We start from the raw sequence: 594 nt of genomic DNA, 5'->3' as shown, positions 1-594 counted from the left end.
GTGGAATAGACCCCCATCACGCGGCCGCGGCGCAACGGCGGCGCCAGCGCGATCACCCAGATCTCGCTCAGCACATAGAGTGGATTGGTCACCACGCCGATCAGGAAGCGCAGCGGGAACCAAAGATAGACATTTTGCGTCCAGCCGATCAGCGCCAGCATGATCGCGGAAAGAGCTGCGCAGGTGAGCGCCGTGCGCCCCGCCCCGAACCGGCGCGCCAGCGCCGGGATCAGCGGCGACGAGACGATAAAGCCGACCGGCGTCATTGCCGCCGAGAGGCCGATCATGGCCGGCGAGACGCCCTGGCGCTGCAGGATGAAGCTCAACAGCGGATAGCTCAGCCCTTGCGCGATGGCGAACACCGAAACGGTGGCGATCACGCCGGTGATCGCCGCCCACTGCATTGTCTCGCCGCTGTTCTCTTCCGCCAGGTCCATGATCCGCACCAACAGGGAACCTGCACGATTAGCGTTTCAGCAGCGCGCCGGGAAGCACCGGTGACGAAAACCGCTTGCGCCAGCCTGAGGAGATCAAAAGCCCGGTGATCCAGTCGGTTGCCTTCAGCCCGGGAGCTGTCATGTCGCTTCCCTCGTC

At 64.8% G+C, this 594-nt stretch carries 1 protein-coding gene; it reads right to left on the bottom strand.

Annotated features, from left to right (window positions below; all coding sequences use genetic code 11):
- Positions 1 to 437, bottom strand: a 437-nt coding sequence (locus EOA86_RS37560) for an MFS transporter (RefSeq protein WP_164892452.1), incomplete at its 3' end; no start/stop codon positions are given.
- Positions 438 to 594: the final 157 nt, after the last annotated feature.

Origin of the sequence: Mesorhizobium sp. M5C.F.Ca.IN.020.32.2.1, from assembly GCF_004023105.1 — a bacterium.
Classification (GTDB): Bacteria; Pseudomonadota; Alphaproteobacteria; order Rhizobiales; family Rhizobiaceae; genus Mesorhizobium; species Mesorhizobium wenxiniae.
The sequence above is the reverse complement of the archived record's forward strand: the minus strand, read 5'-3'. Positions and strand labels throughout refer to the sequence as shown.